A 24,400-nucleotide genomic window follows, 5' to 3' on the forward strand; every position below is an offset into this window, starting at 1 on the left:
TATTGAAGGGAGTGATCGCAGCGCCCAGCGGTGGCGGCTGGTTCCGAGCAGCCGATGATACTGCTCACGCGAGTGACTCAACGGTGGGATTTGGTTTTCTCGCCCCGTAAAAAGCAAAAACCCCGCAGCATGGCGGGGTTCTTACTCAGGGTACGCGGGCACGACCGGAATTCCGGAAAACCCACGTTTCGAGAGTGAAGATAGTAGAAAACCGATACGTTGACAAGGGACTCTATGCATTTCCACCTGACCGCCCCGCGCCTCAAGACCCTCGACACATTTTTCGTTACCACGAGCGACAGCGATCTCTTGGGATGCTATGCATGGACGCAAGCAGTCGGAGCCGCTCTCCTACCAATCCTCGGCGACCTCGAGGTCAGCCTTCGCAATGCCCTGCATAGAGGCCTGTCCCAGTACTATAGCGGAGCGGACAGCTTCGAGTGGATGCTCAAAACGAGACCTAACCCGTCCAGTCCTGCCGAGCCAACCTACTGGCACAAGCTCACACGATACACCCATGAGGATGTACTCGGCGCGGTAGGGAAAATCGCGAAGAAGAAAGGAAAAGGGAATGCAACTGTTGACGACATTGTCGCGAAGGTCCCCTTCGGATTCTGGGAAACGATTATCAAAGGCTTGAAGCATAAATCGCACCCTGCTGGCATGCAGGCTAGCGTTTTATCAATAGCATTTCCAAACGCCCCTGACCTGGCTACGACGCCATACGATGATGCAGCGTTTGTCGACCGACTGGCTAATCTACTTAGCCAAGTACGAGATGTTCGAAATAGGATTGGCCATCACGATCAGATCTGGAGAACGCCGGAGTTTGACTCATATGGCAATCTGGGCTTTATACCTCGCCGGCCACGCCAAACGGTAAACAGCCTCCGTTTGCTCGCAAACCAAATAACTTGGCTAGCAGGCTGGATAGATCCCGAAATTACTAATTACATTAAGGCGTCCGATCACTGGTGGTCCCTGCAAGCTCTGCTGACAAAAGAAGCATTGACAGTGTATCGGAAGAACGGTGGTAGGGTCGGTACGTACGAGGCGGTGATTCGCACGACACCACAGCATGAAGTCGTCACTTGGCCTAACAAGACTCCTCGTACTCCTGAAAAAATCCATAGGATCAATCGTCGCAGAGTATCTAACAAAATTTTCTATTGAAGCCAATCGCTGCTGATAAGCCGTTCGTTAGCCTTGAGAAACTCATAATCTGAAGGCCTATACCCATATTGCACTGGGTAGCGCAAGCCTCTCCCCCAAATACACATAGAGCAGCCTGGGCTCACTGACAACCCGTTGGTTGCTGAGTGGAAAAAATCCGCACCTTACTGACTGGAGACTAAACAGTTTAGAATAACAATACTGAAACTCGCTTCCGTATTTAATAGTACTGATTGAAGCCAATTTTAAAATCAACACAAAGACAGCTAAGCTAGAGCAGTCGATTTGCCTTCTAAAAGTTGCAACGACAAATAAAATACTCAAGTTTCTTTACTCATCCATTCACGCGCAGATCGCGCTCAGCCAAAAAAATAATTTCTGTGACCTTGAGGTTTTCTTGCTGGGGCGAGTGATGAATGCTGTAACAAGCCCCACCTACAACCTTGTAGATGTACCCCTCTTCCGCTCCTGAAGCGTCTTCAGCAACGCTCACTTCCTGGAGCGGTTCCATCACCCAGTCGCTCCCTCCCCTCATGTGACCAGGGGACATCAGGTGAGCCTGCGCGAACCATGAGCGGTCATCAAGCTCCGAAAGCATTTGTTTCAGGATCGGTACCGTAGGGATCATCAGCATGCTGCCCACGATGTCGTCACCGTAATCGCGCACAAGCTCCACGTAAAACCATGGGTGGTGCAGTTCCAGCTCAATAAATTTCCAGTGACGGCTGGCAGGCTCGCCGAAAATGCCTGCTGGGCTGAGTTCGGCATGTCTATAGGTCTTGAACATCGAAAAACCCTCAAAATATTAACAATAGTTAATGGATGTATGACGTTCAAGACGGCTTCATCATTCCTTTTGTAGGAATGAAAAAATGGAGCTGAAACAGGCATTTGGTAAGGCAATGAGGCTGCTGAGAAAATCCCGTAGCCTCAGCCAAGAAGATTTCGGCGGCCACAGTAGCCAAACCTACCTTAGTCAACTGGAAGCCGGAGGAAAGGGCCCTACCCTCGAAATGGTGCATGGGCTCGCCTCTGCCATGAATGTCCATCCTTTGACGATCTTGACCCAGTGCTACCTTTTTATGGACGAGGATGCCACCCTGGACTCAATCATTGAGCGAGTTCGTGAGGAGCTAAGCGTGACACCATTGGCCCCATGAGGATGGGCGCTTGCCCCTTCAGCATAAACTGAGATGTCCGATAGGATGCAACCAAGGGCTGCGCTGTCTGACCCAGCGGCGGAGTTGATCCTTGGCGCAACCTACGAGGCAGAGGAGCGGCAATGAAGGGCCGACGGAAGGTAAAGACTGACAAGTGGCGTCTAAAGGCAGAAAATGAAGGCGGCGCCCGGGAGCTTTTGCGAGGGCGGGAACAGACGCAAGGAAGGTTCCTCGACATAGCGGCACAAGTCGGCAAAGGAATGGAACCCGTTGGCCGACTTGCCGGTTGAGAGATAGGATTTCACCTTTGAGGTGTGCAAATGAACGATCCTCAGATACTAGCGCTGTGCCCAAGTTCACCACAGGGGTGTTGGAGCATCGACCACCGATGCTTCAAGGGAAGGTGCGAACAAACCTTGCATCTGGCAACGCTAGTGCTTGGCGGTCGTGTGCTTGCCGCGCAATGGCTGTACAAGCCAGCGATCGGGCTAAGGCATCAGTCACCTTGCAGCATCTTGGTAACTCGATCGGGCTACCAGCAAGTGGTGACACTTCTAGGACGAATTGAATACGGTGTCTACGCTTAACGCCGCTGGGTTCCATGCCAGAGTAACTGCCCACAACTCGTCTGACATAGGATCAGCTGTGTCCATCGCAGAGTCTATCTCGAACCGTATCAAGCGTATGCGTAAGGGGAGGCCCTTTGTTAGGAACGTATTCGAGAGAACGGGCTCACGCACTGCGGTAAACAAAGCTCTGTCTCGGATGGTGCTCAGTGGTTCTCTGGAGCGTGTTGCCCGCGGCGTTTACATGCGTCCCATGCGCAGCCGATACACGGGCAAAATGATTCGAGCCAACCCGATTTCTGTGTTAGAAGCCGTTGCCAGGGCAAGAGGCGAGACTATTCAGATCCATGGTGCAGAAGCTCTTCGCCGACTGGGGCTAAGTGTTCAAATGCAGGTTTTGCCCACTTTCTACACCAGCGGAAGGACACGTGAGATCAAGATTGGTAACGCGGTTGTTCGGCTGCGCCATGCGTCTCGCCGACGACTCCAACAAGCGGGAACGAAAATAGGGATGGCACTGACCGCCCTTTTCTATCTCGGAGAAAATGGCGTAACTGAGCAGATCGCGATCAAGATCGCCAATTCGCTCGATCACGAGGAATTCAATAAGCTTATGACGTGCAAAATGCCTAAGTGGATGCGCTCAGCACTGGCCAATTGCAATTGGAATGCGCGCGAATAAACTCGCGAACAGGCAGACCGCAGATAGTAAGCTACGCCGGCTCCCGCAGAAGCATCACCATTTTCCAGGCCTGCGCAGTATTGTGGAGCCGCGTTTGCCGGCAATGAGCCACGCACATGCCCCTTAATTCAGATGCCGGCCAAGGGTTGAAAGAGGCTCCATGGCTAGTTAGTGAAGCTCAAGGCTTCGATACCGCCAGCTTCTCACCAGTCTTCAGAACCGTCTTGAACGTTAGCTCATCCGTAAGCGTCCGGCGAACTCACCTTCCGAACTCCAGCATTAAGGGCGATGGTGTCCGCGTATTTTTAGGCGGACGCGATCACCCTTATCGGTAAGCGTCCAGTAATCCCATCCCTTGATCCTTAGGCTGCACAGCGCTGCCCACTCAGCACTGACACACCAGAAACAAAGCAGCTGACTGAATACCTAAAAGCAGCTCCATTAACCGGGCTTTCAAGGTGAGGTTATGGTCGGCCTGCTCTGCTGCGGGTCATATGGATGAGTGCTGATCTACGACTATCCAGAGAAGTTCTCTCTTCGACAGCAAAGGGCAAGAAGCCTAGTTTTGGATAAAGCAGCAAGCCTGCTGTATTTTCATTGAAGCACGAGATCTGCACCTCTGTGGCGTCATAGCGGTCGAACGCCAGAGCAGTCATCGTCTCCACGATGAAGGTCGCCACACCTTTACCTCGTGCCTCTTGGGCAACGATGACATTGCCGATACAGCAAACCCCACCCGTTTCAGCCCGATAAAAGTTAGCAAAGCCGACGACGCTATTCCCGGCCTCGACAATCGTCGAGTCGAATCGTTGAGTAATAGCGTTAGACAGCTGAGCTTCAGTCAGAGGGTATTGAGCTTTCGGGAACATATAAAACAGTTCCTGAGCGTTAAGGGGAAAGCTACAGATAGTTTTGATGTCATCAGCCTTCACTGGCCTGTGTTGCAATATCATCGCGCGTCCTTGAGGTCTATGCATTCGGCATTCTAGCTCACCACTATTTGCTCAAACACCTTGCCTGGTTATCGGGGCACCCATTGATGCGGCAGCAGCTCCGCAATCTCACTTGAGCGCTGCGTCGGCAGGCGCGTGAGGACGTCCTTCAAATATGCATACCCGGTACTGGTCGTCGAGGTCGACGGTACGGTAGTGGCGTGGGCAAACCTGAGCAGCTACCGCGCACGTTCGTGCTACGCTGGCATCGCCGACTTCTCGATCTATCTGCACCGTAACGTCCGCGGACGTGGCATCGGCAAGGCGCTGCTCAAAGCATTGCTCCGTGAGGCTGAGGCACGTGGTTTCTGGAAAGTCCTCTCCCGAATTTTCACCTTCAACGAGGTGAGCCTCGCGCTCTGCCAGTCCTGCGGCTTCAGGACGGTTGGCGTCTATGAGAAGCACGCTTGTCTTGAAGGCCGGTGGCTGGATTGCGCGATCGTTGAGCGGGTGTTTCCGTCGAACCAACCCGGTCCAGATGACGAAGCAGCCGGGGCATGAGATAGCCTGCGTCAGCCCCTACACCCCTGAGGGTTGCCGAGGCGAAGTTCCTTTGCTTGGGCAGCCCGACGAAATACAAGCCTGGCACCTGATCTGCCACGCCGTTTCGCTGCAGGACACGACCTTGCTGGTCGGCGACTGGAAGCTGTGCCAGAAACTCCAGGTTCGGCCGGAAGCCCGTTGCGAAAATCAGCGCGTCGGCCTGCAGGGTGGTTCCATCTGGCCAGACGACGCCATCGGGCAACACCTGCTGGAACATCGCTATGCGCTGGAGCCACCCGGTATCCAGTGCCTTCCGGTACTTGCCGGTGTCCAGCACGGGCGTGCTCTGGTCACTCAACCACCGCGTGTGCTCCAACCGGGTGAATTTCAGCCAGGCATGAAAATCGAGCCCCAGGATCCGCTGGGGGAAGAAGCGGATCTTCTCGCGGGTCGCCAGCACTACCTGCGCAACGCCGGCAAGCTCATAGGCAATTTGAACCGCCGAGTTCGCCGCGCCGACCACGACGACGCGCTGGCCGGCAAAGGCCTCAGGCGTTCGATACGCCGAGCTGTGCAGGCAGGTACCTGAAAAGCTTTCCAGGCCAGGGATGTCAGGCGTGCTTGGACGGCTGAAGCCCCCTGATGCCACGACCACCGCACGCGCCGTGAAGGTCGATCCGTTGGCAGCGCGAACTTCGAATGCCTTGTCCTTCTGCACGACTTCCAGCACTCGGGTGCCGCCCTCAAAGGGCAGTTGAAACTCGGCGGCGTATGCCTCCAGGTACTGCACCACTTCGTCTCGCAGTGGGTAGCCCTGGGGATCGCCGGGAAACACCATCCCCGGTAGCGCTGAATACTCTGCCGGGGAGAACAGTTGCAGGCTGTCGTAGTAGTTACGCCAGTTTCCACCCGGGCGCGTCTGCTCATCCAGGATGAGAAAGTCCAAGCCCTGTTGCTGCAAATGCCAGCCAAGCGCCAAACCCGCTTGCCCACCACCGATGACGATAACATCCACCGCGCGACTCGATTTATTCATATGTGCGCACCCATGCATATATCAGGACAAAAAAAGGGCACGCGCTACGGGCAGCACAGCGAAACCAGACCCTTGGTTCGCTGGAGCAGCCCCTCAAGGCGCTCGACGATTGCCCCACCATTCACTTCGTAGAACACCTGCCTGCCCACCTTGGTGGCTTTCACGATCTGGGCATCGTGCAGCACCTGCAGATGCCTGGAGACCACCGAGCGCTCCTGCGGCAGCTCTTTAGCGATTTCGCCGACATCCGCCCGGCCCAGCAGGAGCACGCGCTTGAACACCGCGACCCTGGAGGGCTCGCAGAGTGCTTTGAAGAAGGCTTCGTCCAGCGACTCGATGGCAGCGTCGATGACTTGGGTGCGGAGGTTCTGGTGGGTCGTCATGCCGCCAATATATGTGCACGAATATGCACATGTAAAGCCACCCATCACCGGAGGGGTTGCGATACATTCGAAAAAGCGTATATTCGAAAAACCATATACACGCAGAGTACCTCGTGATGACTGGCAAGATCCGCGTCCTGTTTGTTTGCACCGCAAACGCTGCTCGCTCCCAGCTCGCCGAAGCATTGCTCCGACACACAGACCCTGTGCGCTTTGAAGCATTCAGCGCCGGTACTCAGCCTGGCGAAGTAGAACCGCGTACCTTCGCGGCGCTTGAACACCTCGGTATCGATGCCAGCGACCTGCGCAGCAAGTCCATCGATGAGTTCGCCGACGAGCGCTTCGACTACGTCATCACCCTTTGCGACAAGGCGGCGCTGGAATGCCAGTTACTGCCGGCATTGGGCGCGCGCTTGGCGTGGCACTTCGAAGATCCGGTCACCAGCGACAAACACGATGCCTTCCGCCATACGCTTCACGAGATCCATGAGCGCATCAAGATGTTCGTCCTCGTGAAAACCAAGCACTGAGAATCGCTATGACTGATCCACTGACCCCTACCAAGGTTTTCAAATGCCTCGCCGACGAGAACCGCATCCGGATGATGCTGCTGATCGCCCGCGAGGAAGAGCTCTGCGTCTGTGAGCTGACCTGTGCACTGGAAGAAAGCCAGCCCAAGGTTTCCCGCCACCTGGCGCAGTTGCGCACGTGTGACCTGCTGGCAGACCGCCGCCAGGGCCAATGGGTTTATTACCGGCTGCATCCAGAGCTGCCCGCCTGGGTACGCGAGATCCTGAAAACGACGCTGGAGGCCAACAGCGAGTGGCTGAACAGCAGCTCCACTCGACTGGACGCCATGGGTGACCGCCCACAGCGTGCTGCTACCTGCTGCTGATTACTGCCGAGCAAAAGCCGATGAAAGTACTGTTCCTCTGCACCGCCAATAGCTGCCGCAGCATCCTGTCAGAAGCCGTGTTCAACCACCTGGCCCCGGCCGGTATGAAGGCCTACAGCGCCGGAAGCCAGCCCAAGAGTGAGGTACATCCGCTGTCCATCTCCGCGCTGCAGCGCGCCGGTATTTCCACCGATGGCCTCAGCAGCAAATCCAGCGATGCACACGCCGAGCTGGCACCGGACTTCGTCATCACCGTCTGCGACAAGGCCGCTGGCGAAGCCTGCCCTGTGTTCTTCGGGCCGGCAGTAAAAGCCCATTGGGGGCTTTCCGATCCGTCGGACCTGCAGGGTAGCGCCGCCGAATTGGACACGGCTTTCGACCTCACGCTTGAGCAGATCAAACGACGCCTCAAGGCATTCCTCGCACTACCTTTTGAACAACTGGATGCCGCGCAGCTCAAGGTCGAGCTGGCCCGCATCGGAACGCTCTGACGTTTAGGGAGATCCACCATGAGCAAAAGCCGACTGTCCTTCCTCGACCGTTACCTGACGGTCTGGATCTTTCTGGCCATGGGCCTGGGTATCGCCTTGGGCAGCCTGTTCCAGGGATTACCCGCGTGGCTGAACAGCCTGTCGGTAGGCTCGACTAACATCCCCATCGCCATTGGGCTCATCGTCATGATGTACCCGCCACTGGCGAAGGTGAAATACGAGGAGTTGCCCCAGGTTTTCAAGGACAAGCGCATCCTCGTACTGTCGCTGGTCCAGAACTGGGTGATCGGCCCGGTACTGATGTTCGGGCTGGCGATAGTGTTCCTCTCCGACAAGCCGGAGTACATGACCGGCCTGATCCTCATCGGCTTGGCGCGCTGCATCGCCATGGTGTTGGTGTGGAACCAGATCGCCGGTGGCAACAACCAGTACGTGGCGGGCCTGGTCGCCTTCAACAGCATTTTCCAGATCCTGTTCTTCAGCGTTTACGCCTGGATCTTCCTGGGCCTGCTGCCGCCGCTGTTTGGCCTTGAGGGTAGTGTCATCCAGACCAGCTTCCTCGACATCGCTCAGTCGGTGCTGATCTACCTGGGCATCCCGTTCCTGGCCGGCTTCCTGACCCGCAAGATCCTGATCAGTAGCAAGGGCGAGACCTGGTACCAGCAGCGCTTCATTCCGAAGATCAGTCCGCTGACGCTCGTGGCGTTGCTGCTGACCATCGTGGCCATGTTCAGCCTGAAGGGCGACATGGTGCTGCAGCTGCCGCTGGATGTGCTGCGCATCGCCATCCCGCTGACCATCTACTTCGTGGTGATGTTCTTCATCAGCTTCTGGATGGGCAAGCTGCTGGAGGCCGACTACCCACGCACCACCGCGCTGGCGTTCACCGCAGCGAGTAACAACTTCGAACTGGCCATTGCCGTGGCCATCGCTACCTTCGGCCTCGCTTCGCCGGTTGCCTTTGCCACCGTCATCGGGCCCTTGGTGGAAGTGCCGGTACTGATCTCTCTGGTGGGCGTGGCCTTGTGGCTCAAGCGCCGCTGGTTCGATCAGCCATCTGGTGCCTTGTCTCAGGAGTAAAATCATGACCGAACACCACATCCCCAACATCGACAACGAACTGGTCGACCTGCCGTCCGCCGACAAGCTCGCGATCGAGCAGCAGTCCACCCATAAACCGCGCATCCTGCTGCTGTACGGATCGACACGCGAACGCTCCTTCAGCCGTCTGCTGACAGAAGAAGCGGCACGCCTGTTGGAGCACTTCGGTGCGGAGACGCGGATCTTCAACCCCACCGGCCTGCCACTGGCGGATGACGTGCCCGACGACCATCCCATGGTCAAGGAACTGCGTGACCTGGTGCTGTGGTCCGAAGGCATGGTCTGGTGCTCGCCAGAACGCCACGGTGCAATGACCGGCGTGTTCAAGTCGCAGATCGACTGGATTCCACTGAGCATGGGGGCCGTGCGCCCGACGCAAGGCAAGACCCTCGCGGTGATGCAGGTCTGCGGCGGCTCGCAGTCGTTCAACGTGGTCAACCAGCTGCGCGTCCTCGGTCGCTGGATGCGCATGTTCACCATCCCCAACCAGTCGTCCGTACCCAAGGCCTACCTGGAGTTCGACGAGGCCGGCCGCATGAAGCCCTCGGCGTACTACGACCGTGTCGTCGACGTGATGGAGGAGCTGGTGAAGTTCACCCTGCTGCTTCGTGACCGCGCCGACTACCTCGTCGATCGCTACTCCGAGCGCAAGGAGTCGGCTGAAGAACTTTCCAAACGCGTTAATCAACGATCCATCTGAGGCTTTCTGAGCATGCAATTGCACCCGTATTCCGTGCTGGCGACTCCCGAGCTGATCGGCCAGCTGATCTTCACCCCGTGCCCTGGTACCAAGGACACCTCGGTATCCCAAGCGCTGGCAACACTACGCGAAGCCGGTGCGAGTGCACTGGTCACCCTGATGCCGAGTGAAGAGCTGCTGCAGAACGAGATCGACCTGCTGCCCGAGGAGTGCCAACTGCTTGGCCTCGAATGGTTCCACCTGCCGGTGGAAGACGACCAGGCGCCCGGCGAGCCCTTTGCTGCCGCCTGGGAGATCCACCGGGAACGCCTGAAAGCGTTGGTGATGACTGGCAAGACGATCGCCATTCACTGCAAAGGCGGCTCCGGCCGCACCGGCCTGTTTGCGGCCCGCCTGATGATCGAGTGCGGCATTCCTGTGCAGGAAGCTGTTGCTCAGGTCCAGGCCCTGCGCCCACGTGCGATCCAGAACCCTGCGCACGTCGACTACATCAACCAGTTCGCCAATACCCTCTGACCGTCCCCTGACGGCTACGCGAGAACAACAACATGGCAATCAAAGTAGGCATCAATGGGTTTGGCCGCATCGGTCGCTTGGCGCTGCGCGCGTCTTGGGACTGGCCAGAGTTCGAGTTTGTGCAGATCAATGACCCGGCCGGCGACGCCGAGACCCATGCCCACCTGATCAACTTCGACTCGGTCCACGGCCGCTGGCACCGTGAAGCCCGTGCTGAGGGCAGTATGGTGGTGATCGACGGCAAGCGCATTCAGGTCACCGCAAACAAGACCATCGCCGACACCGATTGGTCGGGCTGCGACCTAGTCATCGAGGCCAGCGGCAAGATGAAGTCGGTAGCCGTGCTCCAGGCCTACCTGGATCAGGGCGTCAAACGTGTGGTGGTCTGCGCTCCAGTGAAGGAGAAAGGTGCACTGAACGTGGTGATGGGCGTCAACCAGCACCTATTCGACCCGGCGCAGCATCGCATCGTTACCGCCGCCTCCTGCACTACCAACTGCCTGGCCCCGGTGGTCAAGGTGATTCACGAGAACCTGGGCATCCGCCACGGATCGATCACCACCATCCACGACCTCACCAACACCCAGAGCATCCTCGATACGCCGCACAAGGACCTGCGCCGCGCCCGTGCCTCCGGCATGAGCCTGATCCCAACCACCACGGGTTCGGCCACCGCGATCGCCGAGATCTTCCCCGAGCTGCGCGGCAAGCTGAATGGTCACGCTGTGCGCGTACCGCTGGCCAACGCCTCGCTGAGCGACTGCGTGTTCGAAGTGGAACGTGAGACCACGGCTGAAGAGGTCAACGCTCTGCTGAAGGCGGCGGCCGAAGGCCCGTTGAAAGATATCCTGGGCTACGAAGAGCGCCCGTTGGTGTCCATCGACTACCGCACCGATCCGCGCTCCTCGATCATCGACGCGCTGTCGACCTTGGTGGTCAATGGCACCCAGGTGAAGCTCTACGCCTGGTATGACAACGAATGGGGCTACGCCAACCGTGCAGCGGAACTGGCCCGCCTGGTCGGCGCAGCGGAGTAAACAGCGATCATGAAGGCGTTGTCAGTCCTGTCTGCGGAAGTGCGTCAGTACTTGCTGGTTACCGGCAACTACTGGGCCTTCACCCTCACCGACGGCGCATTGCGCATGCTGGTGGTGCTGCACTTCCATTCGCTGGGCTACACGCCGCTGCAGATCGCCGCGCTGTTCCTGTTCTACGAAGTGTTCGGCGTGATCACCAACCTGGTGGGTGGCTACCTCGGCGCCCGCCTGGGGCTCAACCGCACCATGAACATCGGCCTGGGCATGCAGGTCGTGGCCTTGCTGATGCTCACGGTACCGGCAGCCTGGCTGACAGTGCCCTGGGTGATGGCCGCTCAGGCGCTGTCCGGCATCGCCAAGGACCTGAACAAGATGAGCGCCAAGAGCTCCATCAAGCTCCTGGTGCCGGATAGCCAACAGGGGACGCTCTACAAATGGGTGGCCATCCTGACGGGCTCGAAGAACGCACTCAAAGGCGTGGGCTTTTTCCTCGGCGGAGCACTGCTCGGGTTGCTCGGTTTTACCCTGGCAGTGCTGGCCATGGCGGCAGTACTGGCCCTGATCTGGATCAGCAGTCTGGTGCTGCTGAAAAAGGACTTGGGCAAAGCCAAGGCCAAACCCAAGTTCCGCGACATGCTGTCCAAGAGCCGGGCGATCAATATCCTCTCGGCCGCACGGCTGTTTCTCTTCGGTGCCCGAGACGTCTGGTTCGTCGTGGCGCTGCCGGTGTACCTGAGCACCGCGTTTGGCTGGGACTTCTGGCTGGTCGGCGGCTTCCTCGCCGTGTGGATCATTGGCTACGGCATCGTCCAGTCGTTTGCTCCTCACATCACCGGCAAGAAGCGTGGTCATGTGCCCGACGGCCGAGCGGCATTCATCTGGGCTCTCGCCCTGGCCGGACTGCCTGCGCTCATTGCCGTGGGCCTATCAGCAGGCTGGTCGGCGCAGGTGGTGCTGCTCGGTGGGCTGATGCTGTTCGGCGTGCTGTTCGCGGTGAACTCCTCGCTGCATAGCTACCTGATCGTCAGCTATGCCAAGGAAGACGGTGTCTCCCTGGACGTAGGCTTCTACTACATGTCCAACGCCCTCGGGCGGCTGGTCGGCACGCTGCTGTCAGGCTGGGTGTTCCAAGCCTATGGCCTGGAGGCCTGCCTGTGGGTTTCCAGCATTTTCGTACTGGCTGCCGCGCTCATCTCGATCGGGTTGCCCAGACACAGCGATATGGCGCAGCAGACCTACTGATCACTGAGGGAGAACGGAGGCACTCACGCCTCCGCTTTCACCAGAAACTGCTCGATCTCAGCAACAGTGCTCCGGGCTGTGCGCGTCACCCCTATCAAGGTCGCGGATGCAGAGCCTGTCCACTCGCCATAACCCACCAGCCATAGGCCAGGCTCATTCACTGCCCGTGTACCTGAAACTTCGACGCGGCCGTCACCGGTGACTACCCCGAGGCTCGCCAAGTGCCCCAGCGACGGCTTGAATCCGGTGCACCAGATCACCGCATCGACTGCGGTCTCCGAGCCGTCCGTCCAGACCACACCGTCGGGGGTGAAACGAATGAAGGGCCGCACAGCGTGCAGAACATCTCGCTCACGCGCCGCGACCACAGGCGGGACCATCACGATATCGCCCAGCCCACCGACTGGCTGCTCAATCACACGGCCCTCCATCTGCGCTTTCCAGCGCTCTGTCGCCCGCTCGAACAGCACTCGACCGTCCACATCATCAGGCAGGAAAAGTGGGTCGGTTGGCGTTACCCAGGTCGCATCTGCTACTTGGGAAACCTCTGCGAGAATCTGGGCCCCGGAGTTGCCGCCACCGACGACCAGGACCCGCTTGCCCGAGAAGGCCTGCGGCTCAACATAGTGAGCTGAATGCAGCTGCTGACCACGGAACAGCTCGGCACCGGGATAAGCAGGAATATTGGGGTTGCTCCAGGTGCCCGTGGCACTGACTACCGCTCTTGCGTCCCAGTACCCGCGCTCGGAATGGACACGCAATGCACCGCCGAGGCTCTCGACGGAGGTGACCCGCACTGGCCGCTCAATAGGGAACTGATAGCGCGCTTCGTAGCGGCTCAGGTAATCGACGACATGTTCGCGAGAGGGATAGCCATCCTGAACAGGCGGCATCATCCAGCCGGGTATGGAGCTCCAGGTGGCTGGCGAGAAGAGCCGAAGGGAATTCCAGCCATGTCGCCAAGCTCCGCCGGGCGCATCCTCGGCATCGAGCATGACGAACGAAAGCCCGGTGCGGCGGAGAAAATAGGCAGTCGCCAACGCCGCTTGCCCACCGCCAATGATGACCACATCCCACACCCGCTCTGCATGAGCTGTCATTCCAATCCCCTTCGAAACAGTGATGGGGTACATCTTTTCAGAAAGCTGAGCTCATTTCTAACCCAAGCCCTGCCGGCCTCAGGCGCACCTGGCGGCGCTGAACGCAAACGACTGGTCAAGTCGAATGCAATTGGGTGGTCAAGTCGAATGCAAACAGGTGGTCAAATGAATGCAATTACCCAGTTCAGGAATGTTTGCAACTTGGCGCAACCGTGTCCAGCGTTGCCATCAGCCACGGCATCAACGCCAACGTCATCCGCAAATGGATGCCGCTCTATCGACATCAGCCCGCAGCGACTTCACTGCCGGCATTCGTCCCGCTAAAAGCCGCACCTAAACGGTCAGCCGAAGCGTCAGTGATCATTGAGTTACCCATGGCCGGGCAAGAGACCAGATGCGTCCGGGGCCTCCCGAGGGTGATCGGACATTTCAAATCAGCAATAATGGCCTACCGCTACCAAGGAATGTGTAGACCATGGCACGAAAAACCCCCTCTGTTGTACCTCCACAGCCGAAGATGAAACTGACATCGCAAGAGATCGACCGTGGCCTTGCTCGGCTATCTGAACGAATTGCAGAGCTCCACGCTTTTGACCTCAACACCGTCCGGAATGGAAACACACCTGAGCTTAAGACTATGCAGGTTGCCATAAAGGACAGTCTGACCAGATGCTTCGGGGAAGACACCAGTGCCTATCGGACCTACGCAGCCGCCGCAGACCTCACGTACTATCCGATGATCGTCAGTACCGGACAGCAGATTGACTACTACACCCCAATTCAACGCAGGGTACAAAACTCTATTGCTCTGCTTGAGCAAGCACAGAAAAGTTTGAAGGAGGATTTGGCGGATCTCTCAGCCTCGGGGCAGATCCAGGTCACATCATCCCCTGAAGATAGAGTCGTCCACTCAGGTCGAGTGTTCGTTGTCCATGGCCATGACGAGGGAGCAAGAGAGTCGGTGGCTCGATTCCTTGAAAAGCTTGGTCTAGAGCCAATCATTCTGCATGAGCAGGCAAACCGTGGCGGGACGGTGATCGAGAAGATAGAAAGACACCGAGACGTAGGATTTGCCGTTGTATTGCTCACGCCTGACGACCAAGGCTGTGTAAAGGGTGGGGAATTAGAGCCGCGTGCAAGGCAAAACGTCCTGTTGGAGCTAGGTTATTTCCTCGGCTGCCTGGGTCGGGAAAGAGTCTGCGCACTGAAGCGCGGTCAGGTTGAGATTCCAAGCGACTTTGCAGGCGTAGTGTGGACGCCGATGAACGACGACGGTTGGAAGCAAGCCTTGAGTCGTGAACTCCAAGACGCCGGTTATGAGATTGATTGGAATAAGGTGATGCGCGGCTAGCCCCGCTTGTCATGGTTACGTTGATAACGCTGGTAGACACAGACCAGAAAACGTAACCTGTGACAGCTTGCTCCGAGACCTCGTTGGCGCTTAGCCTCCCCTCGGAGACATCTGATAGCCCGCCCATTACGGCGGGCTTTTTTATTTCCGTAATTCGCTGATTAGTGAATATTCACCAGTATCCCGGCACCACCAGGGCCATGGTGCAGTCGGGATACACCTGCCCAAAGCAAAAAGGACTCGATTGATCACATGTCAGGATAATTGGGTTCCTCTCTCGACTGGGTCTCATGCCATTCCGCCCAATGCTTACGTACTGCTTTAAACTGCTCGGGACAGACGGTGCGGGGCCTGTATTCCTCAATATCTCGCGTATCTGTCGCAAATACGTAGTGATGGGCCCCGGTCAAAATCATCGTCCTGAAAAATGCTGCCTGAGCGAGACTCGACGTGGTGCCGCGCCGAGGGGGCGGTGAGCCAACACACGTGAACAGGAGGTGCTTGGGACTGAGTGGCATGAACAGCATTGTGCCTGGTACATCCCAACCGCCCTCAAGACTGAGTGCTCCATTCGCCCCAATTCCGACCCTCATGAACGGATTATCGGACGTTGGCCAGGTGACTCCAGGTGGAGCGTGTAGGATGGTCCAACGATGATTTGGCAATCGATTGATAGTGCTCTTGAGCACGTGTTCGATCTGCCAGAGCCAGAATTTCCGCCCAACCAGGATCTCGGCTTGGATGCCTTCTTCGCCATGCTCATTCTTCAAACGTTGAATCTTCAGCGGCAGCTTACTGTAAGGGTCTAGAACCGGAGGGGGTTCAGGTTGAACTCCAGCGGCTGAAGCTGCCTCGATTTGGCCCACTGACCACTCTATAGTCTCAGACAGGAATGCCTCAAGCGTTTCAGTGTGCCGTTTGATAAAGCTCTGCATCTGGGCAGGAGTACGGACAGATTGCGCAACAGCAAAGCGGAACAGGTTGTTCCAATCCTCGCGGGTCAACTGCGACTCGCTAACTACCTTATCGATGGATGCGAGTCCTGGACCTTCGAAATCACGTTCAAGCCAGCGCTCGACTTCGTCGGTCTCCTCAGAGCCAGAGAGACGAGTATAAAGATGCCGAAGCACGGCCACGCTTTTGGTTGAAAGCGGCTTCCAAATCGCGCTTTTTTCATGCGGCACTAGCAGACGGTAGGCGAGGACTTTGCCCTGGATCATCCAGTGCCTCAGGTACGCCTGAGGTACGTAGTGGTTGTCCTTTTTAAAGCTTTCCATTTCTGCTAAATCCTCCAATGCCTTGCCACCTGGCAACCGGGCTCGCCTGCGCGGCTCGCCGGCGAACCCTATCTCGAACCATCCTGGACGAAGTCCAACGTCGCCTCTACATCTTGCTTATTGGCAGGCAGCTTCGCGCGCGACGCATTAACTTTCTCAGGTGCCGCTTGGTGATCATCAGGTGACGGCCAACGAGTCCGCCCCCCTCAAGCATCCTGATCCTTGCAGATAGGCCAAGGGATACCTTACTTGCGCCAGAACTGCCACCACTTACGGCGCATATCTTGAATCGGCTTCATCGACGCGTACCAATCTTTGTATTTCTCTCTGACCCGAACCTGCCGAGCCTCTGCATCTGGTCTCAACAGCAATTTCCTGACAACCACCGGCTCTTTCGAGAACGTCTTTAGGCTCTTTCTTAATGCAGAGGCGTGCTCATACAACTCCACGCACAGCACTTCACTGAAAAACAGCATTTCGTCACTTGTCTCGGCGAGGTTCATGACGATGTCGTGGTAATCTCTGTGGGCCACCCCGCCCACAGGTATGCCGTAGTACATTTCAGTAAAACCGAAACCGTCGGGATACTGGTTGCTCCTGAATTTTTCGAGAAGCTCGTTGCGGCTCTCGATGGCATTAACTGCATGCTCTACCGCTTGAGACAACGACATTATCGCTCGCAGCGCACTCACTGGCGCTGTCACGTCTTCAAAGATAATCTTCCTCAGCTCAACGATTGGAGGAGTCGATGCTGAAATGCCACGAACTTCCTGTGGTGTAATGACTGGTGTGCCAAGGTTGTGCAACCGCATGGATTCTAGGTAGTTTTCACGCATAGGGTGTGCGACTTCGTAAACCCCTACCGCATAATCCAGCATGAAAGTAGAAATCGTTATGCCAGCGTTACAGGCCCGGATTTCCTTTATGAGCTCTTCATGCTGCTTGTGGTTCTTCGCGATCTTCTGTGCTGCCAATGCACCACGGCGAGCGCCGATCAACGCGGTAATGAGGGCTGCAGTGGCCGTCAAGATGAAGGGAAACCATTGGAACTTGTCTAGAAAATCCAGGTTCGGCAACCACGACGCTGAAGCCGTAAACACACCGTTGACAGGTCCCCACAACGTCATAGCAATCCCTCTCACTAAACACCGCGATACTTCGTGGCAAAGCGGGCGATGATAGCGGCGCCTTGGTTCAGGGACAATCAGACACCTCATACCGACGTGCCCACGCCCTGAGCAGATGCAGCAGCACAGCCATGAAGGTGTATTGGCGGTCAAGGCTCGCCTGGAAGCCGGTGTGCGCTACCTATCCGGCAGCCTGGGCCCGGAAGGCACTCGCGTCAGCGCCATTTCGGCAGGTCCGACCCGCACACTGGCCGCTTCAGGCATCAAGAGCTTAGGAAGTCAGCAACGCTCCTGCCCGCGATGGGTAGCCTGAGCGACGTGATCCTCTCTGTACCAGGGCGCAGATACAAAATGCCCAGGTCAAGAACCTGTATTGGCCCAACTATACCCTCGGGGTGACTGCGTCATAGACTAATGAATTCGTGTACTCAAAGAGAATATTCCGCGTTGAATAGCGGGTTGAGCTCGGGGTGGGCCATCTCGCTCTGCCACTCTTTGAGTATTTCGGCAGTTCGGGTCTCAAGATCCGCCATCGACACACCGTGTCCAAGGACGAATTTTTCCGAGAGTGCCAGAATTTCCCTCAACAACTGTGCAGACTCCTCCACGATAGATTCCAGCTTTCTGTGAAGCCCAACATAGGCAGCTTCGTCATTCAAAGCTTTCTTGCTATCCGCGTTGGAGCTATGCACCAGCCAGTTGCGGTCTTTTAGTAGGGACTGGAAGCGCACCAGTACGTCTTTCGGAAGATGTTCACTTCTGGATAGGCGCGAAATGCTGCCTCCGAAGGTCTTCTTCTGAGCCTCTGTTACAAGAATGTTGCCTTCCTCCTCCCCCATCTGCGGTACGGCTTGCTCGACCAATACGAAAAATTGGGCGGTTGATCCCTCAAGCATCTGTAGCTGCCACAAGGTGAAGCCGATTGCTTGGCAGATTTCACCAAATCTTTCAGCTCTATCCAGACTGTTTGTTGCGTTCATTTTTTCTACCGAGCAGGGAAAATTAAAGGTTCGCTAAAGTGGAGATGGCCAATGCACTGGCTGATGGAGGACTAACCGGTAGCGCGGTTGAGGGCTGTGAGGTAGGTGCGTTCAACCTAGCCTTGGCTTTTTCGGCCTTCCGCTGCTCACGTTGGCGGGCTTCTTCAAACTCCTGCATTGGATGAGTCACGAAGTGCTGGCGATAGGCTTTGATCAGCCCCTGATCATTGCTACTCATGGCTTGAGCAAGGACGTATTCGGAATCACGTAGCTGGATATCCAATTTGGGGTTCTTCGCGCGCGCTGCGTTCACCATCGCAGTCGCATTTTCGGAAAGCTTGCCGCTCGTCCACAGCTCGAACCTTTGGCAGATGCCAGACCATTCGGAGTGCGTTTTGACAAACCCCCTGATCACAGGAATGCGCTTGAGCAGCCATTTCTCCACTTCGGCGTCATCTAAGGTGCTGATCGGGTGTATTCCCTTGCACTCGATGAACACGACTTCATGATTCGGACGGTGTACCAGCACGTCGATTTCCGCTTCCGCACCGATGCTATCTTTGACAATCCGGTTCATCTCCTGGGGATATCCCAAAAACGTAGACCGCGCGATCTGGGCAACCGCGAATTCAAAAAGGCTGCCGCGCAGCGTGGAAGCCGCGCCTTCGATCCGGGATAAATCGTTGAAAATTTTATCCAGCGCTTCCGGGTTTTGAGTGAGCTTTGCGGTGTCGGTCAATACAGTACAAAGGTTCTTCAAAGCTACTGCCACATCCCGGCCAAACAGGCTCTCGGTTGTCGCCGGAATGATGCCCTGCTCCTTGAGAAGAGCAAAAGCTTCAGTTTGGTAGCTTTCAGCGACAAAAATCTGAAGGCATTTGCCCACCTTCTTGAGACTGCGAAGCGTCACGCATTTGTTGACGAACCCTGCTAGGTGGGCGGCATTTACCCACCCGTTTAGCGCCAGGTCGCAAACGAAGAAGCCTGGTTTGAGAGCTGTGCTGACGTATTCTCGCATCGGAAATAAGTAGGAAGGGCCGGCCAAGTCCCAATTGAACGTTCCGACCTTGGGTAACGCCTCTAACCCCTCATCCTCGCGTGTTTCAACAGAGTCGTAGCTCACCATACCCAGGTTGCGGGCCCAATCCTTTACGGCCAAGAGGGTTACCTTCTCTGCAATGAGCCGGCCTTTCATCTTTGCCCACATGGAGGTCATTTCGAGCATCTGGTGGTGATCGCATCGCACCACACAGGATTCGCCACCTGGGAGTGCCACCTCCTTTACAAGCGTGGCTTTCACCAGACGCTCCAGCAGGGTTTCTGCTGAGATGTGTTTCTTCTGAGCTACTGGCGCACCGCAGGCGATAAGAAAATGCCGGCGAGGCATCACGTTGCCGCGAAGCGCGAGAGCTTGTAATGCCGCGAAATAGGAGCTGCGCGTTTTCTTCAGGGCCTCCATCAAATTGTCGAAGAACAAAGGAGAACCATAGTCATCTTGGAGATAGCAGAAGCGCGCCCGATGGGGAAAGATGATGTGATTGAGACGGGTCATGCCAGCGCACCCGCGCTCGACACGCTTTCTGGCCGCTTCAGGGGTCAGTCCAGATTTGGTTTCTAGGAGCTTGGATAAATCACTGCTCAGCAGGGGCCCGGTTTGCTTCAGCAGATCGATGAGCGCATTGTCAGCCATGATCGTTCTCAAAGGATGTCACACAGCGCTATTTATACTCCTTGTAAACAAGGGTCAACGCTTCGTTGCGGCGCCTGTTTATGAACCCAGTAAAATCGGGCCTTTCAGAGCGATTCGCTCCGTTTTTCGATGAAAATGTCACAATGCCCCTTTTTTACCCCGCCCCCAACGCATTTACATTTAGCTATGGTCAGCATGGCCTGGAGGGCACCATATGACATCGCCCGCGCGGATCTCGACGATGGGACCACTTTCGCATTGCGTCCAACCGCCATGCGGACATCTGATGAAATCCTAACTGCTATCATGCCCCTGGCAATTTGATCACCGAAGCGGACGCCGGCATCAAACCCTTCGACAGCGACCTCACCTACTCCCGGATCAATCGACAGTTCAATCTTCACATCCGGGTACTTGGGCTGGAGCTCCGAGAGTTTCGGCCAAAGCATCGTCGTGATTGCGAACTCGGAAGCGTTGATGCACACCGTCCCGGCAGGCTTATCCCGAAGCTCCTCGAACGAGACCAACTCTTCCCGGATGGCCTCAAAGCGTGGGGCAACGCTTGCAATCAAACGCTCTCCGGCTTCTGTTGGCGACACACTGCGGGTTGTGCGGGTGAGCAGTCGCAGGCCCAGGCGCGATTCCAACGCTCTGAGGGTATGGCTGAGCGCAGATTGGGAAACGCCCAGCTTGGCGGCTGCACGGGTAAAGCTCCTCTCCTGTGCGATCGCAAGGAAAGCCTGGATGTCGCGCAAGTTGTCACTAGGCATGCAGATACTCCGACATTAAGAAGGCGTGTGACGACCCGGGGCGGCCCCATCACGACAGCTTCAGGTCTGATAGTCATGGCCGCCACTCAGGATAACTACCTGAGAGCGCTGGATACTCGAACCGGTCGAGAACTCTGGAAGAGCCGCTTACCAGTAGGCGCAGAAACCGTCCCGATGACCTACGTTTCGCCATCAAGTGGTCGGCAGTTCGTCGTCATCAGTGCCGGAGGCAACTTATCGACGACTCAAAAAGGCGATTACGTCGTAGCCTACGCCCTTCCCAAATGATGACCGATCACTTTCTGCGAGAACGTGCGGCCTGGTCCGCACGTTCATGAAGGTGGCTATGGGTTAGCCCCCGACAAGTCGTAGACAGCGAATTACACGATGAGCCAGTTTGCCTGCCCACTCTCAATGAATAGAAGGGGGGCTAGGTTTGGACTGAAGGATGGACATGGACGATAGACAGACCACACGCCAGGATCTTGAAGGGCTTTATTCGCTTTTCTGCGAGGTCTGCGCTGAACGGGGCGCGCTGTGGATACAAGCATCATCCTCCGTCGTTGAAGAAATCATCTTTCGTTACCAAGCCGAAATCGTCGGCCGGCATACCACCGCTCTCGTCGAAAAGCCCTTGTGTACGCCTCTCTTGTTTAAGGCCGGCAACAGCTTGAAAAAAGCAGCTCTCACACAAGTGTATCTCCCACCGCTCACCGTCATGCTTTGATCCATAGCCCCAATGAGCCTGCAACGTTGCGAATTGAAGGCCTCCGCCATCTACCCTTGTGGTGAATCGGCAGACATCGCAAACGACATCACTGACGCCTTCTATTTCGACCTTGCCGATAACTTTCATCCGTATCTCCTTACGTCAGCGAGCGTATGAGAGCAGATCAGCCCCGAGTGATCGTATCGCCTGAAGGGCCGCCGCTAATGGTAAATACCTAAGCGCGTGCGCTCCAGGTAGTCCAGCACAATCTTGAAACCCACAAATAAAGATATTGAGTAATTCACCCCTTTACAGGGGCGGCTTAGCAACCGCACACCGGACATTTATCGGCGCTCGACGGAAGAGATTTTTTTTTGACAGCAACTGGAGCCAACTTAGATACATCAAAGGACTCTTCAACCAACACTTCAAATATCATTAAGTACTGCGCTCGCATCGACTCATACCTTCTAGTAGCCAACGCCAACTCCAAACCCATTTTATCCACCAACTTTTGCAGACTAGAAACCCTCGCATTTTTATCCAAAACCCTTCGATTCAAATTATGTACCAAAAGCAATTCATCAATAAACTCTTGATGGGCTCTGATTGTCTGGCGCGAGACACCTGCACGCGCAGCAAAGGCCTTTTGGCTATATCGAAATCTAGCACCTTCAGATAACTTTAAATTAATATCATCCAACAAACATTGCTCTAGGAATTTCTGTAACTTCTGACCTCTGAGCTGCATACAATATGCACTCCTACGTCTTAGTTTTTGAAAGTATCTGATTAAGAATTCTATCTGCAGACTTTGCGACATTCTGAAAGTGAGTAAATTGTGGGCTAGATTCTCCACCTGCAGATTTTATGTATTCCTGAAGTGTTTCCGCGTTATCCCTTACCCACTTTAATTCCACATATTGAGCCTTGTCAGTCGAATCGATAATCAAGTGATCGCATGGCTCCCCTGACGGGCCCTCTACAAAGCAAGAAAGGCTATGAGGGCAAGGTTTGAGTGCAAGATTATGAAGACATCCCCCATGCGGCATTGGATTTACAATACGCACCGCAGCGAGTAAGTAGGCTTCTGCGGTTTGGCGGTTAGCCAGGGAAATTTCGTTAAACGTATCTTGAACTACCCCGACAGCCTTATTGCCTCTAATACTCGCAATTAGCTCATGGACTACTGCTGACCGTTCAAGCGCTGGTGTTTGGTCATAGACTGCGCCTTGCTTCTGATCCTTTCTTCCCAAGATAGTATTGACCTGGAGTTCCGACAGGCCGCCTTGTTTATAAGTTGTATCTAACCAGTGCCGCAAATCGTGCCAAGTAAACTTGACAATCTCACCAGTTTTAGGATCGACTACATTATTTTCAAAGAATAGCGAATTTCCGCTCTTACTACAATCGAACAACCAGACTGAAAACATGCCGCTTGAGACAGTCGTATATTGATTTGAACGCGCACGCATGTGAGTGCTTAAAAAGTATCTTGGGATTATAAAGAGAGCATCCTCTGGCTCTAACAAGACACTATTAGCTGTCCGCACAACAGGCTGCAACTTTCTTTCATATGTTTTTTCGAATAGCGGATCTTCTTTAAATACAGGACGAGCACCTTCTATCTGGCGTATAACGGCTTCATCAAGAACCTCCATTACAGGCATGCGTATATGATCGTAATCATTGAGTGCGGTTTCATAATGAGCCTCCATATTTTTCACTGTCGGAACATGTGGATGAAACGCGATGCGCTCTTTCCAATTGGAGACATTCGAATCAAGAACATGAAAAACTCCAAAAGGCTGTTCATAAAGATACTGATTTTTTTTCATTCCTTCCTGACAAGCGATTAGCTTTCTAACCACTCGAAAGCTCGTGCCTAAATATTTCGCAGTTTCAGCGGCAGACCCTAGCCTAGCTGTCAAACCAATAGCATCAACAAACTGATCACTTGTCCGGAAATAGACTCCATTGGGAGTAAACAAACTCATCTTATCCATCCACTCTGAAGCAAACTTTGCAGCAAAATAGCGCAAGGCTTTTTCTGATCTTCTAATCAGCTGCCAATCTAGTCCGGGTTGGATTTTTAAATTAAGCGCTATGCTTCTACCATCAGCCGTGTTCTGTTTAATGTATTCGACGGCACTTCGAACTGCTGGGTACATATCTTGCGGAAAAGGCCGATATGTTATAAGGCCTCCTTTTTCAGGAAACAATCTAACAACCCATTTTCCAGCTTGATCAACTAAACAATCCACAGGAAGACAAGCTAGCTCTTTAATTCTCATACCAGTGGCGGCAGCTAGCACAATGGCGTTCAAAAAAAACTTATCACGCATACTGACATGTGGCGCTTGAGCGAGACTGAACAACCTTGCTATAACCTCCAGAGACATTAGCTTTGCGGCTCTTCCCTCTTCCGTTCCGTGTCGACCGTGCCTAATACCCACTCTAAGCTTCGGAGCGTCATAACTGATCGATAGACCTAATTTATTGCGCAACCAGATCGCGAATGACTGAAGAAGTGTCAATGAAGGCACTTTTCCTTGATGCCCTCGCCTGATGTATGAAAGCTGAATGGCATCGAAATCTGAGGTATTAATTTTTTCGAAATCTTTCGTACCGATCTGTCCATCAAGCTCAAATAATGCTCGGTGTATTGAATATATTGTCGCCGCGCATATTCGTCTGTTAACTCGCTTTTCAGCAATGTATATTTTTGCAATAACCTTGGCTCCCTTATTTGTAAACTTATCAAACCGAAGAGGCATCTTTTTACGGTTACCAGGTCTATTTTCCCACGGTAGAATTTCCCAAACATCGGAAAAAAAGTCGACATGTGCATCCAAACGCGCGATAGAAATTTCAGCGGTGGCAAGCAGAGCATCAGGAACACCACTAACCAACAACTTATCCTGTATACTCATTCTTTT

27 protein-coding genes and 4 pseudogenes are annotated in these 24,400 nt (G+C 55.1%); 17 read left to right on the forward strand and 14 right to left on the reverse strand.

Going from position 1 to position 24,400, the window contains the following annotated elements; genetic code table 11:
- The first annotated feature begins 234 nt into the window (after positions 1 to 234).
- The gene (locus tag HU737_RS18100; protein WP_186553779.1) at positions 235 to 1,173 is read left to right on the forward strand and encodes an Abi family protein; all 939 of its coding nucleotides are present in this window, start codon (positions 235 to 237) and stop codon (positions 1,171 to 1,173) included.
- A gap of 334 nt (positions 1,174 to 1,507) precedes the next feature.
- Here the strand turns inward: HU737_RS18100 and HU737_RS18105 are convergent, their stop codons facing one another.
- Positions 1,508 to 1,960, reverse strand: a complete 453-nt coding sequence (locus HU737_RS18105; protein ID WP_186553778.1) for a hypothetical protein — start codon at positions 1,958 to 1,960, stop codon at positions 1,508 to 1,510.
- A gap of 85 nt (positions 1,961 to 2,045) precedes the next feature.
- Between HU737_RS18105 and HU737_RS18110 the strand changes: the two genes are divergently transcribed.
- The 3 genes from HU737_RS18110 to HU737_RS18120 all read left to right on the forward strand — a co-directional run bounded on the left by HU737_RS18110 (position 2,046) and on the right by HU737_RS18120 (position 3,581).
- Positions 2,046 to 2,333 carry a helix-turn-helix domain-containing protein gene (locus HU737_RS18110; RefSeq protein ID WP_186553777.1) on the forward strand — a complete coding sequence of 96 codons (288 nt, stop codon included), beginning with the start codon at positions 2,046 to 2,048 and terminating at the stop codon, positions 2,331 to 2,333.
- 320 nt (positions 2,334 to 2,653) lie between these two features.
- Positions 2,654 to 2,920: an antitoxin Xre/MbcA/ParS toxin-binding domain-containing protein gene (locus HU737_RS26450; protein ID WP_186553776.1), complete on the forward strand. Its 267-nt coding sequence runs from the start codon at positions 2,654 to 2,656 to the stop codon at positions 2,918 to 2,920.
- Positions 2,921 to 2,978: 58 nt separating this feature from the next.
- Positions 2,979 to 3,581 carry a DUF6088 family protein gene (locus HU737_RS18120; protein ID WP_186553775.1) on the forward strand — a complete coding sequence of 201 codons (603 nt, stop codon included), beginning with the start codon at positions 2,979 to 2,981 and terminating at the stop codon, positions 3,579 to 3,581.
- A 464-nt stretch (positions 3,582 to 4,045) separates the two neighbouring features.
- Here HU737_RS18120 and HU737_RS18125 read toward each other — a convergent pair whose 3' ends face one another.
- Positions 4,046 to 4,534, reverse strand: coding sequence for a GNAT family N-acetyltransferase (locus HU737_RS18125; RefSeq protein ID WP_186553774.1), 489 nt, complete (start codon positions 4,532 to 4,534; stop codon positions 4,046 to 4,048).
- A gap of 68 nt (positions 4,535 to 4,602) precedes the next feature.
- Positions 4,603 to 4,695, reverse strand: a pseudogene (locus tag HU737_RS26245) (transposase domain-containing protein); the annotation flags it as partial.
- On the opposite strand from HU737_RS26245, the pseudogene HU737_RS18130 reads away from it, so the two are divergent.
- Positions 4,694 to 5,047: pseudogene (locus HU737_RS18130) on the forward strand (GNAT family N-acetyltransferase); the annotation flags it as partial. The pseudogenes HU737_RS26245 and HU737_RS18130 sit on opposite strands and share 2 nt — an antisense overlap.
- Here HU737_RS18130 and HU737_RS18135 read toward each other — a convergent pair.
- Both HU737_RS18135 and HU737_RS18140 read right to left on the reverse strand, forming a co-directional pair.
- Positions 4,950 to 6,092: a flavin-containing monooxygenase gene (locus tag HU737_RS18135; protein ID WP_225915619.1), complete on the reverse strand. Its 1,143-nt coding sequence runs from the start codon at positions 6,090 to 6,092 to the stop codon at positions 4,950 to 4,952. The pseudogene HU737_RS18130 and the gene HU737_RS18135 overlap by 98 nt on opposite strands.
- A gap of 44 nt (positions 6,093 to 6,136) precedes the next feature.
- On the reverse strand, positions 6,137 to 6,475 hold the full coding sequence (locus HU737_RS18140; RefSeq protein ID WP_186553773.1) for an ArsR/SmtB family transcription factor: 339 nt from the start codon (positions 6,473 to 6,475) through the stop codon (positions 6,137 to 6,139).
- Positions 6,476 to 6,591: 116 nt separating this feature from the next.
- Here HU737_RS18140 and HU737_RS18145 point away from each other — a divergent pair, with 116 nt between their 5' ends.
- The 8 genes from HU737_RS18145 to arsJ are packed head-to-tail and all read left to right on the forward strand — an operon-like array spanning position 6,592 to position 12,457.
- Positions 6,592 to 7,005, forward strand: a complete 414-nt coding sequence (locus tag HU737_RS18145) for an arsenate reductase ArsC (RefSeq protein WP_186553772.1) — start codon at positions 6,592 to 6,594, stop codon at positions 7,003 to 7,005.
- An 8-nt stretch (positions 7,006 to 7,013) separates the two neighbouring features.
- Positions 7,014 to 7,370: a metalloregulator ArsR/SmtB family transcription factor gene (locus HU737_RS18150; RefSeq protein WP_019752756.1), complete on the forward strand. Its 357-nt coding sequence runs from the start codon at positions 7,014 to 7,016 to the stop codon at positions 7,368 to 7,370.
- Positions 7,371 to 7,390: 20 nt separating this feature from the next.
- Positions 7,391 to 7,861 (forward strand): arsenate reductase ArsC, encoded by a 471-nt coding sequence (locus tag HU737_RS18155; protein WP_186553771.1) that lies wholly within the window; start codon positions 7,391 to 7,393, stop codon positions 7,859 to 7,861.
- Between the two features lie 18 nt (positions 7,862 to 7,879).
- A complete protein-coding gene (gene arsB / locus HU737_RS18160; RefSeq protein WP_186553770.1) occupies positions 7,880 to 8,941 on the forward strand; it encodes an ACR3 family arsenite efflux transporter in 1,062 nt (353 codons plus the stop codon).
- A 4-nt stretch (positions 8,942 to 8,945) separates the two neighbouring features.
- Entirely contained in the window at positions 8,946 to 9,662 is a 717-nt protein-coding gene (gene arsH / locus HU737_RS18165; RefSeq protein ID WP_186553769.1) for an arsenical resistance protein ArsH, read from the forward strand.
- Positions 9,663 to 9,674: 12 nt separating this feature from the next.
- Positions 9,675 to 10,178: a cyclin-dependent kinase inhibitor 3 family protein gene (locus HU737_RS18170; RefSeq protein ID WP_186553768.1), complete on the forward strand. Its 504-nt coding sequence runs from the start codon at positions 9,675 to 9,677 to the stop codon at positions 10,176 to 10,178.
- A gap of 32 nt (positions 10,179 to 10,210) precedes the next feature.
- Positions 10,211 to 11,215 (forward strand): ArsJ-associated glyceraldehyde-3-phosphate dehydrogenase, encoded by a 1,005-nt coding sequence (locus HU737_RS18175; RefSeq protein WP_186553767.1) that lies wholly within the window; start codon positions 10,211 to 10,213, stop codon positions 11,213 to 11,215.
- A 9-nt stretch (positions 11,216 to 11,224) separates the two neighbouring features.
- Positions 11,225 to 12,457, forward strand: coding sequence for an organoarsenical effux MFS transporter ArsJ (arsJ, locus tag HU737_RS18180; protein WP_186553766.1), 1,233 nt, complete (start codon positions 11,225 to 11,227; stop codon positions 12,455 to 12,457).
- Between the two features lie 23 nt (positions 12,458 to 12,480).
- Here arsJ and HU737_RS18185 read toward each other — a convergent pair whose 3' ends face one another.
- Entirely contained in the window at positions 12,481 to 13,557 is a 1,077-nt protein-coding gene (locus tag HU737_RS18185; RefSeq protein WP_225915620.1) for an ArsO family NAD(P)H-dependent flavin-containing monooxygenase, read from the reverse strand.
- 134 nt (positions 13,558 to 13,691) lie between these two features.
- Here HU737_RS18185 and HU737_RS26455 point away from each other — a divergent pair, with 134 nt between their 5' ends.
- Together HU737_RS26455 and HU737_RS18195 are read left to right on the forward strand one after the other, a co-directional pair.
- Entirely contained in the window at positions 13,692 to 14,078 is a 387-nt protein-coding gene (locus tag HU737_RS26455; RefSeq protein ID WP_367616042.1) for a transposase, read from the forward strand.
- Entirely contained in the window at positions 14,033 to 14,908 is an 876-nt protein-coding gene (locus HU737_RS18195) for a TIR domain-containing protein (RefSeq protein ID WP_186553763.1), read from the forward strand. The genes HU737_RS26455 and HU737_RS18195 overlap by 46 nt, the downstream gene beginning before the upstream one ends.
- A 248-nt stretch (positions 14,909 to 15,156) precedes the next feature.
- Here HU737_RS18195 and HU737_RS18200 read toward each other — a convergent pair whose 3' ends face one another.
- Both HU737_RS18200 and HU737_RS18205 read right to left on the reverse strand, forming a co-directional pair.
- Complete coding sequence (locus HU737_RS18200) at positions 15,157 to 16,185, reverse strand: DUF4238 domain-containing protein (RefSeq protein ID WP_186553762.1); 1,029 nt, start codon at positions 16,183 to 16,185, stop codon at positions 15,157 to 15,159.
- A 245-nt stretch (positions 16,186 to 16,430) separates the two neighbouring features.
- A complete protein-coding gene (locus HU737_RS18205) occupies positions 16,431 to 17,312 on the reverse strand; it encodes a hypothetical protein (protein ID WP_186553761.1) in 882 nt (293 codons plus the stop codon).
- 115 nt (positions 17,313 to 17,427) lie between these two features.
- Here HU737_RS18205 and HU737_RS18210 point away from each other — a divergent pair.
- Positions 17,428 to 17,610 (forward strand): annotated as a pseudogene (locus tag HU737_RS18210) (SDR family oxidoreductase); the annotation flags it as partial.
- A 130-nt stretch (positions 17,611 to 17,740) separates the two neighbouring features.
- Here HU737_RS18210 and HU737_RS18215 read toward each other — a convergent pair.
- From HU737_RS18215 to HU737_RS18225, 3 genes and pseudogenes are all read right to left on the reverse strand, one after another.
- Positions 17,741 to 18,292 carry a hypothetical protein gene (locus HU737_RS18215; protein ID WP_186553760.1) on the reverse strand — a complete coding sequence of 184 codons (552 nt, stop codon included), beginning with the start codon at positions 18,290 to 18,292 and terminating at the stop codon, positions 17,741 to 17,743.
- Between the two features lie 22 nt (positions 18,293 to 18,314).
- A complete protein-coding gene (locus HU737_RS18220; protein WP_186553759.1) occupies positions 18,315 to 19,982 on the reverse strand; it encodes a hypothetical protein in 1,668 nt (555 codons plus the stop codon).
- Positions 19,983 to 20,248: 266 nt separating this feature from the next.
- Positions 20,249 to 20,752, reverse strand: a pseudogene (locus HU737_RS18225) (LysR family transcriptional regulator); the annotation flags it as partial.
- On the opposite strand from HU737_RS18225, the gene HU737_RS26655 reads away from it, so the two are divergent.
- A complete protein-coding gene (locus HU737_RS26655; protein WP_186553757.1) occupies positions 20,642 to 21,040 on the forward strand; it encodes a PQQ-binding-like beta-propeller repeat protein in 399 nt (132 codons plus the stop codon). The pseudogene HU737_RS18225 and the gene HU737_RS26655 overlap by 111 nt on opposite strands.
- A gap of 262 nt (positions 21,041 to 21,302) precedes the next feature.
- Here HU737_RS26655 and HU737_RS18235 read toward each other — a convergent pair whose 3' ends face one another.
- The 3 genes from HU737_RS18235 to HU737_RS18245 all read right to left on the reverse strand — a co-directional run bounded on the left by HU737_RS18235 (position 21,303) and on the right by HU737_RS18245 (position 24,394).
- On the reverse strand, positions 21,303 to 21,608 hold the full coding sequence (locus HU737_RS18235; protein ID WP_186553756.1) for a hypothetical protein: 306 nt from the start codon (positions 21,606 to 21,608) through the stop codon (positions 21,303 to 21,305).
- Positions 21,609 to 21,783: 175 nt separating this feature from the next.
- The gene (locus HU737_RS18240; protein ID WP_186553755.1) at positions 21,784 to 22,212 is read right to left on the reverse strand and encodes a hypothetical protein; all 429 of its coding nucleotides are present in this window, start codon (positions 22,210 to 22,212) and stop codon (positions 21,784 to 21,786) included.
- Between the two features lie 13 nt (positions 22,213 to 22,225).
- The gene (locus HU737_RS18245; protein WP_186553754.1) at positions 22,226 to 24,394 is read right to left on the reverse strand and encodes a hypothetical protein; all 2,169 of its coding nucleotides are present in this window, start codon (positions 24,392 to 24,394) and stop codon (positions 22,226 to 22,228) included.
- Positions 24,395 to 24,400: the final 6 nt, after the last annotated feature.

It is taken from the genome of Pseudomonas urmiensis (assembly GCF_014268815.2).
GTDB lineage: Bacteria > Pseudomonadota > Gammaproteobacteria > Pseudomonadales > Pseudomonadaceae > Aquipseudomonas > Aquipseudomonas urmiensis.

What these genes read in the sequence shown, in the direction of transcription:
- HU737_RS18100 (WP_186553779.1), top strand. Translation starts at nt 235, where the DNA reads ATGCATTTCCACCTGACCGCCCCGCGCCTCAAGACCCTCGACACATTT.
- HU737_RS18105 (WP_186553778.1), bottom strand. Translation starts at nt 1,960, where the DNA reads ATGTTCAAGACCTATAGACATGCCGAACTCAGCCCAGCAGGCATTTTC.
- HU737_RS18110 (WP_186553777.1), top strand. Translation starts at nt 2,046, where the DNA reads ATGGAGCTGAAACAGGCATTTGGTAAGGCAATGAGGCTGCTGAGAAAA.
- HU737_RS26450 (WP_186553776.1), top strand. Translation starts at nt 2,654, where the DNA reads ATGAACGATCCTCAGATACTAGCGCTGTGCCCAAGTTCACCACAGGGG.
- HU737_RS18125 (WP_186553774.1), bottom strand. Translation starts at nt 4,534, where the DNA reads ATGATATTGCAACACAGGCCAGTGAAGGCTGATGACATCAAAACTATC.
- HU737_RS18135 (WP_225915619.1), bottom strand. Translation starts at nt 6,092, where the DNA reads ATGAATAAATCGAGTCGCGCGGTGGATGTTATCGTCATCGGTGGTGGG.
- HU737_RS18140 (WP_186553773.1), bottom strand. Translation starts at nt 6,475, where the DNA reads ATGACGACCCACCAGAACCTCCGCACCCAAGTCATCGACGCTGCCATC.
- HU737_RS18145 (WP_186553772.1), top strand. Translation starts at nt 6,592, where the DNA reads ATGACTGGCAAGATCCGCGTCCTGTTTGTTTGCACCGCAAACGCTGCT.
- HU737_RS18150 (WP_019752756.1), top strand. Translation starts at nt 7,014, where the DNA reads ATGACTGATCCACTGACCCCTACCAAGGTTTTCAAATGCCTCGCCGAC.
- HU737_RS18155 (WP_186553771.1), top strand. Translation starts at nt 7,391, where the DNA reads ATGAAAGTACTGTTCCTCTGCACCGCCAATAGCTGCCGCAGCATCCTG.
- arsB (WP_186553770.1), top strand. Translation starts at nt 7,880, where the DNA reads ATGAGCAAAAGCCGACTGTCCTTCCTCGACCGTTACCTGACGGTCTGG.
- arsH (WP_186553769.1), top strand. Translation starts at nt 8,946, where the DNA reads ATGACCGAACACCACATCCCCAACATCGACAACGAACTGGTCGACCTG.
- HU737_RS18170 (WP_186553768.1), top strand. Translation starts at nt 9,675, where the DNA reads ATGCAATTGCACCCGTATTCCGTGCTGGCGACTCCCGAGCTGATCGGC.
- HU737_RS18175 (WP_186553767.1), top strand. Translation starts at nt 10,211, where the DNA reads ATGGCAATCAAAGTAGGCATCAATGGGTTTGGCCGCATCGGTCGCTTG.
- arsJ (WP_186553766.1), top strand. Translation starts at nt 11,225, where the DNA reads ATGAAGGCGTTGTCAGTCCTGTCTGCGGAAGTGCGTCAGTACTTGCTG.
- HU737_RS18185 (WP_225915620.1), bottom strand. Translation starts at nt 13,557, where the DNA reads ATGACAGCTCATGCAGAGCGGGTGTGGGATGTGGTCATCATTGGCGGT.
- HU737_RS18195 (WP_186553763.1), top strand. Translation starts at nt 14,033, where the DNA reads ATGGCACGAAAAACCCCCTCTGTTGTACCTCCACAGCCGAAGATGAAA.
- HU737_RS18200 (WP_186553762.1), bottom strand. Translation starts at nt 16,185, where the DNA reads ATGGAAAGCTTTAAAAAGGACAACCACTACGTACCTCAGGCGTACCTG.
- HU737_RS18205 (WP_186553761.1), bottom strand. Translation starts at nt 17,312, where the DNA reads ATGACGTTGTGGGGACCTGTCAACGGTGTGTTTACGGCTTCAGCGTCG.
- HU737_RS18215 (WP_186553760.1), bottom strand. Translation starts at nt 18,292, where the DNA reads ATGAACGCAACAAACAGTCTGGATAGAGCTGAAAGATTTGGTGAAATC.
- HU737_RS18220 (WP_186553759.1), bottom strand. Translation starts at nt 19,982, where the DNA reads ATGGCTGACAATGCGCTCATCGATCTGCTGAAGCAAACCGGGCCCCTG.
- HU737_RS26655 (WP_186553757.1), top strand. Translation starts at nt 20,642, where the DNA reads ATGGCTGAGCGCAGATTGGGAAACGCCCAGCTTGGCGGCTGCACGGGT.
- HU737_RS18235 (WP_186553756.1), bottom strand. Translation starts at nt 21,608, where the DNA reads ATGAAAGTTATCGGCAAGGTCGAAATAGAAGGCGTCAGTGATGTCGTT.
- HU737_RS18240 (WP_186553755.1), bottom strand. Translation starts at nt 22,212, where the DNA reads ATGCAGCTCAGAGGTCAGAAGTTACAGAAATTCCTAGAGCAATGTTTG.
- HU737_RS18245 (WP_186553754.1), bottom strand. Translation starts at nt 24,394, where the DNA reads ATGAGTATACAGGATAAGTTGTTGGTTAGTGGTGTTCCTGATGCTCTG.